The 8,357-nt window shown below is 37.3% G+C and carries 10 protein-coding genes; all 10 read right to left on the bottom strand.

Annotated features, from left to right (window positions below; all coding sequences use genetic code 11):
• Positions 1-35 precede the first annotated feature (35 nt).
• Entirely contained in the window at positions 36-236 is a 201-nt protein-coding gene (locus tag ES948_RS09775; protein ID WP_152184761.1) for a hypothetical protein, read from the bottom strand.
• Between the two features lie 415 nt (positions 237-651).
• Positions 652-1,386 carry a bifunctional demethylmenaquinone methyltransferase/2-methoxy-6-polyprenyl-1,4-benzoquinol methylase UbiE gene (gene ubiE, locus ES948_RS09765; protein WP_152184760.1) on the bottom strand — a complete coding sequence of 245 codons (735 nt, stop codon included), beginning with the start codon at positions 1,384-1,386 and terminating at the stop codon, positions 652-654.
• A 4-nt stretch (positions 1,387-1,390) separates the two neighbouring features.
• On the bottom strand, positions 1,391-2,401 hold the full coding sequence (ribD, locus tag ES948_RS09760; protein WP_152184759.1) for a bifunctional diaminohydroxyphosphoribosylaminopyrimidine deaminase/5-amino-6-(5-phosphoribosylamino)uracil reductase RibD: 1,011 nt from the start codon (positions 2,399-2,401) through the stop codon (positions 1,391-1,393).
• Positions 2,395-2,844: an LSm family protein gene (locus ES948_RS09755; RefSeq protein ID WP_152184758.1), complete on the bottom strand. Its 450-nt coding sequence runs from the start codon at positions 2,842-2,844 to the stop codon at positions 2,395-2,397. Before ES948_RS09755 ends, ribD begins: the two co-directional genes overlap by 7 nt.
• The gene (gene rbfA / locus ES948_RS09750) at positions 2,841-3,203 is read right to left on the bottom strand and encodes a 30S ribosome-binding factor RbfA (protein ID WP_152184757.1); all 363 of its coding nucleotides are present in this window, start codon (positions 3,201-3,203) and stop codon (positions 2,841-2,843) included. The genes ES948_RS09755 and rbfA overlap by 4 nt, the downstream gene beginning before the upstream one ends.
• Position 3,204: 1 nt before the next feature.
• Positions 3,205-5,841: a translation initiation factor IF-2 gene (gene infB, locus ES948_RS09745; protein WP_152184756.1), complete on the bottom strand. Its 2,637-nt coding sequence runs from the start codon at positions 5,839-5,841 to the stop codon at positions 3,205-3,207.
• Positions 5,825-6,019 carry a hypothetical protein gene (locus tag ES948_RS09740; RefSeq protein ID WP_246153863.1) on the bottom strand — a complete coding sequence of 65 codons (195 nt, stop codon included), beginning with the start codon at positions 6,017-6,019 and terminating at the stop codon, positions 5,825-5,827. The genes infB and ES948_RS09740 overlap by 17 nt, the downstream gene beginning before the upstream one ends.
• Positions 6,020-6,118: 99 nt before the next feature.
• Positions 6,119-7,000, bottom strand: a complete 882-nt coding sequence (gene thrB / locus ES948_RS09735) for a homoserine kinase (protein WP_152184754.1) — start codon at positions 6,998-7,000, stop codon at positions 6,119-6,121.
• Positions 7,001-7,010: 10 nt separating this feature from the next.
• Complete coding sequence (locus tag ES948_RS09730) at positions 7,011-7,472, bottom strand: hypothetical protein (RefSeq protein ID WP_152184753.1); 462 nt, start codon at positions 7,470-7,472, stop codon at positions 7,011-7,013.
• Positions 7,465-8,349, bottom strand: coding sequence for a UDP-3-O-acyl-N-acetylglucosamine deacetylase (lpxC, locus tag ES948_RS09725; RefSeq protein WP_152184752.1), 885 nt, complete (start codon positions 8,347-8,349; stop codon positions 7,465-7,467). The genes ES948_RS09730 and lpxC overlap by 8 nt, the downstream gene beginning before the upstream one ends.
• Positions 8,350-8,357 lie beyond the last annotated feature (8 nt).

Raw genomic sequence — 8,357 nt, 5'->3', positions numbered from 1 at the left:
TGTTAATGCGTACGGGTGGCCAAGTTGATGCGTATCTACATATCATTTAATAGTACACCTGCATCAACAGAAAATGCTCCACCATTATCACTCGTACTTACTGAAGATCCTGAAACATCTACTTTTACTGTTTCATATCCTTTTCCTCCTCCAACTGCTACAAAATAATCAACATTTGCAGCAGATACCATAGAACCTGCACAAAGCATTCCTGCCAACACCAAACTTTTTTTCATACTTTTTCCTTTAATAGATTCTCTTTAGCCCATAAATAAACAATATTATCCTATAGGATAAAGACTTTCATATTCTATCCCTATAAAGTTTAAACATTAATTAACTTTATATAATAAATAGTATGAAAAATGAATTTAGTATACTACAAATGAAGAAATAGGTGATTCCTATAAAAAAATATCAAAAAAAGTGAAGTTTTTACGGGAGAGCCGTAAATTCACACAATTAGATTTGGCTTTGGATATTAGTATAAAATCTGTGGTATTTTATTCAAACTGTGAAAACAACCGTTACAATAAACATTTTAATTTGGAGCATCTCTATAAAATAGCAAAAATGTTTAGAGGTTGATCTTTGTGAATTAATTACATTTGGTTAGATGGCAAGGTTAAAACCTTGCTTCTAATAGAAGTATTATTTTTTACGAGCGATCATCAAGGTGGATATATCCATAGAAAAACTTTGAGAATGCAGCATCTCAAAACCAGCTTTCTCTAGCTCTGCTTGCATTCCCTGAATCGTTACAAAGTTCTCTATCGAGTCTGGAAGATAGGTATAGGCTTCAAGGTTTTTTGATATCGCTCCACCTACATACGGAAGAATTTTATGCATATAAAAGTCACGAATCTTTTTGAGGATATTTTTGTTTTCATCTTTCATAAATTCAAGTATTACTACAAGCCCATCTTTTTTAAGTACACGGTTAAACTCATAAAATGCCTCTTGACGTTCTACTACATTTCGTATGCCATATGTAATACTAAGTATATCAGCAGATGCATCCTCAAGAGGAATCTCTGTCGCCTTTGCAATGTGGTAATGAAAATCTGGAAACTTTTTTCTAGCTACATCCACCATTCCATTGGATGGGTCAACACCGACAAATTCAGTAATTGCAACACCAGCTTTTTGTGCCTGTTTTTGCCAATAACCCATCATATCACCAGTTCCACAAGCAACATCGACAATCTTGTCAATACTTTGTTTGCCATAGTAATCAAATGACAAATCACAGGCCTTTTTGCGCCAAGAGATGTCAACACCCATGCTCATAACACGATTTGCTGTATCGTATGTTGGTGCAATATCATCAAACATAGAGACAATTTTTTCCTGTTTTACATCACCCTCTTGTTCTAAAATACTCATAAATTTATTTCCTTCTTTTCATCCATATAATTATATCTTCGCTCTCTTTATCCACATTTAAAAACTCAAAATCATCTTCACCAAACGCTATGGACTCTTTTCCACCGAGAGAGAGGGCAATATAACAAAGATAGTAATCAACAATATCACGAGTAAGTGCATACATTTTACTGCCACCCTCTATCATAATATTTTTGTACGCTTTGATTTTTTCTAAATTATCTTCTATAAAAACTTCTCGTCCCTCTACATTAAAAAGAGGAATAGTCCTGTCAAACTCTTTAGAGCGTGAGAGTATTAAAATATCCGGAGCTTTCCCATTGACTAACCTTGCATCAAGTGTTGGTCTATCCTCACGTACAGTTCCACCACCGATAACTAATAAATCACATGCATCACGCATAGCATGCACCTGCTTGCGTGAGTTCTCAGAACTGATTATACCACCATCTGTTGTTCCATTGAGTCGCTGTGCCCATTTAAAAACGACAAAGTTATTCTCAAGAGATTTTTGAAAGGGATAAAGCAATGCATCACACTCTTTTTTTAAAATTTCACTGTAAACCATGCAATTATTCATCGAGAGTATCATACTTCCATTTGCCGCTTTTTTGTTTCTGTCATTTGAGCCGACATAGACCTCTTTGATGCCAAGTTCCGCAATGAGATTTGCACAAGAGGGAGTTTTGCCATAGTGTGAACATGGTTCTAACGTTGTATAGAGTTTTACATTTTCAAAAATACCGTTATGATTGCTTAAAAGGTGAGTATGAATATCTGTAGAGTCTGTAAGTGCCAAAATATAGCTGTCATCTGTAAGTTTGTAATAGGCAAGTTTGAGAGCATTTACCTCTGCGTGAGGCGCACCTGCTTTGTGGTGTGCTTCAACAGCTAAGATTTCTCCATGCTCCCCGACAACACAGCATCCAACGGCAGGGTTTGGGTATGTTAGCCCCTGATACTTCCAAGCCTCTGCCAAGGCAAGTCGCATAAAAAAGTCGTTATCGATTACCATTCAAAGTAAGTTTTTGCTTTTTTGACATCATTGAAATCAACTTCAGTTGCACCCTCTTCATTTTCAAAGACTAAGGTATTGCCATTGACCTCTTTGAGTTTTGCACGAAGCTTCTCTTTTTCACCATATACAATGGCAATATCTTCACCGATTGACTTTTTAAAATGGTCAAGCGTTGTGAGCTTTCTCTCTATTCCCGGACTACCGACCTCAAGTCTATACTCCCCTGAAACAGGTGGTGTAACATCTAAAAGTGGAGAAAGAAGGTGCGTGAGCTCTACATATGCATCCAAATTAACACTTTTACGTTTGCCATCTTCAAATTCAGGTGATATTACGCTCACACGAAAGATCGTCTCGTCAAACTCGTTAACAATTACCGTATCATAAAGCTCTAAGCCAACTGATTTTACAACAGACTCTATATCACTTTGCAGACTCATTGCTCTTCCTCTTTTTTTACTATCTTTTTAAAAAGCTCTTCAATCGTTTGTGATTTTTTGAGCTGCTCATCAAACTCAAATGTAAGTTTTGGACATCTGTACCAACCCTGATCTTTGAGACAAAAATCTTCGATGATAGGACGTGCTTTACGAAGCTGTTTCATATAAACACGGCGTTCTTCTTCACTAAAATTGCTTGGGTCAATATAGACCTTTGCATCACTTCTACCACGAGAGCACTTTACTTCAATAACATTCAGTTCATGCAAGCGTGCATCATTGAGTTGTGAAAGTGCTTCTGGAATGATCTCAGCTAAGAGAGACTCTGTTCTCTTTAGCTTTATTTGTGCTTCTGTCATCTTAAAGTGATACTTTTTGCTCTACTTTTTTGAATGTCTCGATTACATCACCGACTTGTACATCTTCATAGTTAGAGATGATAACACCACACTCATAACCATTTCCAACTTCTTGTACATCATCTTTGAAACGTCTGAGTGATACAAGTTCACCTTCAAATGCGACAACGCCCTCACGGATAACACGAACAAGTCCACCACGGATAAGTTTACCATCCACAACAACACATCCAGCAACCATACCGGCAGGTGATTTAAATACATCACGTACTTCAGCTTGACCAGTCTGTTCTTCTGTCCATTTCGGTGCCATCATACCTGTAAGCATCATTGTCATATCATCAAGAAGCTGATAGATAATAGAGTATGTTCTGATATCCACATTTCTCTGTTTTGCCAGTGCTTTTACTGAACCAGTTGGACGAACATTGAATCCAAGAAGTACACAGTTTTCAGAGTTTGCAACGAGTTCAACATCACTTTCTGTAATTCCACCAACACCACTAGAGATGATATCAATTTTCACTTCATCATTTCTAAGTTCTGAAAGACTTGATTTGATAGCCTCAAGTGAACCGTGAACATCAGTTTTGAGTACAACTTTCAGTGATTTGAGTTTTCCTTCTGCGATCATCGCTGTCATATCTTCTAAAGATGACTTCGTAGATTTAGAGAGCTCTTTATGACGCTCATACTCTTTACGTTTAAGTGCATACTCTTTAGCCTCTTTATCACTGTCCATTGCCATCAGTATCTCACCTGCAGGTGGTACTTCATTAAGCCCTACTGTTACGGCTGTATGTGACGGACTTACAGCTTTAATGTTTTTACCCATATCATTGATAAGAGCTTTCACACGTCCATAAGCGGCACCACAGACAACATGATCTCCAACTTTGAGCGTACCGTTTTGAACGATTACTGTAGCAACCGGTCCACGACCTTTTTCAAGTGAAGACTCAACAACTGCTGCTTTTGCTTTTGCATTAGGATTTGCTTTAAGCTCCATAACCTCTGCAGTTAAAAGAATGTTCTCTAAGAGTTCATCAATCCCCATTCCTGTTTTTGCAGAAAGCGGAACAAATTCAATATCTCCACCCCAGTCAACAGGATTGATTCCCTGCTCTGCCATTTGACCTTTCACAAGGTCAGGATTTGCAGTCTCTTTATCCATTTTGTTCAGTGCTACGATGATTGGCTTACCAGACTCTTTAGCAAGCTTGATAACTTCAAGCGTTTGTGGTTTTACACCATCATCTGCCGCAACAACGATAATAACAATATCTGTAATATCCGTACCACGTTGACGCATATTTGAGAATGCTGCGTGACCCGGAGTATCGATAAATGTAATGTCTTTACCATTTTGGTTTACTGTGTAAGCACCAATATGCTGTGTAATACCACCTGCTTCGCCCTCTGTTACTTTTGCATTACGAATTGCATCAAGAAGTGATGTTTTACCATGGTCAACATGCCCCATGATTGTAATTACCGGTGGACGTTCAACTGCATCTGGGTCTTCATCAGGTTTTGCCTCTTCAACATAGTTAAATTCATCTTTAGGATCAATAATAGTTACTTCAACACCAAACTCTTCTGAAAGAATCTCTATCTCATCAGCACCTAAGAAGTCATTTTTCGTCATCATCATACCAAGGTCAAAAAGGACTTTGATAATGTCAGACATTGGGCGTTTTAGTTTTTCTGCGAACTCATAAACACGAATATCTTCAGGAATCTCAACATGCGTTACTACTTCATCAACAGGTTTCTCTTTTGTATATTTCTTACGTTTGTCACGAGCAACCTTTCTACCGCGAGGTGCTTGCTTCTTATTTGCATTTCTACCTACTGGCTTTGGCGTTCTTGGTTTTCTAGGCTCTTCAACAACAATTTGAGCACGCTCTGTCGCATTTAAGTCAAGTAATACAACCTGATCATCCATATCCATTGTCACTTCTGCAAGTGAACCACCAAATATATCAAGTTTTACACCCTGATCTTTTTTTGGTGCTGGTGCCTCTTTTTTAACTGTTTTTTTCTTCTTTGCCAACTCTTCAAGTGCTTCTTGAGACATTTTACCATATGAAGATACACTTCCTGAAGACTTAGCTGGTGCAGAGTAAACCTCTTCCTCTTTTGGTTTTTTCTTCTTAACTATTTTAAGGCCTGACTTTTTAATAGCAGGACGAACTGAAGGTTGAACAACTTTTAGATTACTTTTTGATTCCTCTTTTACTGCTTCTTTCGCTTTAGGAGTCTCACTTTTTTCGTCTTTTTTCTCAGCTGTTTTTTCTACAGGCGTTTTTGTTTCTTCTTTTTTTGCTTCTGAAGCTGTCTCTTTTTTTACTTCTTTGGCTTTTGTCTCTTTCTTTGTCTCTTTTTTCGCAGGAGCTTCTTCTTTAGGAGTATCACTTTTTGCTTCTTTGCTCTCTTTTTTAACTGGTTTTGCCGGCTCAGTTACAGCTGGCTCTCCATTAATAATGTAATTGGCAATATTTTCAGCCTGTTCCATAGTCACTACACTTTGTGCAGATTTTACGTCTAGACCCATTTTTTTTGCTTTTTCCAATACATCCTTAGAAGCAATTCCAAGCTCTTTTGCAATCTCGTGTACTCTAACTTTTTCTGTCATCAGTGATGATCTCCTTTAGTTTGTTCATATGTTTATCTTTATCTCCACCTCTACACTCTCGCATGAGTGCACGGATAATTTTTTTATCCTCTTTGAGACAATCTTGACATAAATAAAAACTTCGCCCAACTCCGTTAAACGAACTTATCTCTCCATCTTTACACTGCAGTCTTAACAAATTTTGCTGTTCATTTCTTTCTCTGCAGGAGAGGCACATCCTTGTTGGTTGATGAAATTTTTTCGCCATTATATCTAAATCTTACTTTATTTAGTAGGCTTATCGCTCTATAATAAGACCATTATTGTCAAAATCCAAAATTTTTACTCCAAAATCAGGAAATTTCTGCTTCATTCTGTTAGCAATCATAGCAGAATCATCATCATATACAAGTGAGAAGAAAGTAGATCCACTTCCAGAGAGTGTACTCATTAAAGCACCACTCTCATAAGCTACTTTTTGTACAGAAAAAAGTTCCGGCAATGTTTTCATTCTTGCTTTTTGATGGAACCTGTCTTGTGCTGCCAACTTTAACATTTCCCAATCTTCATTAAAAAATGCGGCAACTGTCAGTGCTGCGTGAGAGAGATTATAGATTGCATTCTCTTTTGAATATGATTTTGGCAAAATTGTACGGGATTTTGCTGTGTTCATCTGTTTATTTGGAATGACTACTACTGCTTTAAGGTACTCTGGCAAATGTTTTTTTTGCGAAAAGACTTTGTTTTTTTCAATTGTAGCGACATTAAATCCACCCATAACGGCTGGAGTGATATTATCAGGATGCGGTTCATAAACAAGTGCATGATTGAGTATTCGACGTTTACTTACTCTTATACCTGCAGCTTCATGAGCTGAAGCAATAGCAGAGACAATAACAGCAGAAGAGCTTCCAAGTCCACGTGACATCGGAATCTGATTGTAAAATGTAAACTTAAAATTCTGTTTTTTCTTTGTAAGACGCGAATAGTGTTCGTTAAAGATTGAGATAAAAAGATTGTTTCCTTTTAATCTTGGGTTATTCTCCCCTTCACCTTTGATACTGACACTGAAAAATTTTGATGGATGAAACTCCACACGGTTACGAAGATCAACTGCAAGACCCAAAGTATCAAAACCTGGTCCTAAGTTTGCAGAAGTAGCGGGTACACTTATTGTCACTGATATTTTCCTATCCAACAGCACCTATTTCATAGAGTGGTGTTGCGTTTGTACTAAACTCGTTATAATCCAGTTCATCAGGTAATTTAAACTCTGTCTTTGGAACTGTTTCGAACTTCTGAGTTTCTATTTTAGAAGCGATTTTAACAAAACATAGCTTTCCTATCGCTTTTATCGGTTGATTTTCATTAAAATAAAAAGCATCACGTGCGTAAAGCGGAATCTTTTTAAGTACAGAGAGTGACTTTAAAAAGATGTAGGCAACTTTGATTGCCATAAAACTTCCCGGTCCATTGGCATAAAAAAGATTTTGAATATCATATTTTTTTAAAAGGTCTTGAAAAATCAGTGGCAGAACATCAGAGCTTTTTTCATCAGATTTTATCGTCTCAATAAGCTTGTTATCTTCGTAAATACCAACGAGTATTGGAGAAGTGAGCGTAATGAGTAGAACATCTACTTTTTTAGGCATACGCTTTTTCTAACTCTCTCATTTTTTCACCGACAACTTCAACCACTTCATAGTTTTCAGCATCTTCTAAAAGTGCCAATGTCAGTTTATGATTTAAATCATGGCTGCCTGCCAATGCTTCATAGTTTCCAATAAAGTTCATCCCAATAAGGCTCATATCACCAATAGCATCTAAAATCTTATGACGCACAAATTCATCAGGAAAACGAAGTCCTTCAGGATTTAGAATCTTTTTTTCATCCAAAACAATGGCATTTTCAAGTGAACCGCCAAGGGCAAGTCCTTTGGAACGCAGATACTGCACTTCATGCAAAAATCCAAACGTACGTGCACGTGCTATCTCTTTTTTATAACTCTCTTTTGTAAAATGCAATACATAGGCCTGCTCTTGAATCACAGGGTGAGGAAATTTAATCGTAAAATCATAGTTTAAATCAGGTGAAGGAGAGAGTTTTACATACTTTTCTCCTTCTTTTACCTTCACCTCTTTTTTGATGCGCATAATCTTTTTAGGAGCATCCAATTCAGCAATGCCCGCTTCATCTAAAAGCATACAGTAACTCGCACTGCTACCATCCATTACTGGTACCTCATCCGCATCAACGATGATCTTGAGATTATCAATACCGTAAGCATAGACAGCAGAGAGCAAGTGCTCAATCGTAGAGATTACATGCCCGTTTTTTCCGATGACCGTTGCCATTTTTGTATCAACCACATTCTCAGGAAGCAGAGGAATAGATACATCAACATCAGAGCGGTAAAAGACAATACCGCTGTTTGCTTCTAAAGGTTCGAGTCTTAGTTTCACAGGTGAACCTTTGTGTAAGCCAATTCCGACAAGTTCTGCACTCTTTTGTATAGTAGTTTGATACATAATATTTT

Origin of the sequence: Sulfurimonas indica (genome assembly GCF_009192995.1) — a bacterium.
GTDB lineage: Bacteria > Campylobacterota > Campylobacteria > Campylobacterales > Sulfurimonadaceae > Sulfurimonas > Sulfurimonas indica.
This window is presented reverse-complemented; position numbering and strand designations above follow the sequence as displayed.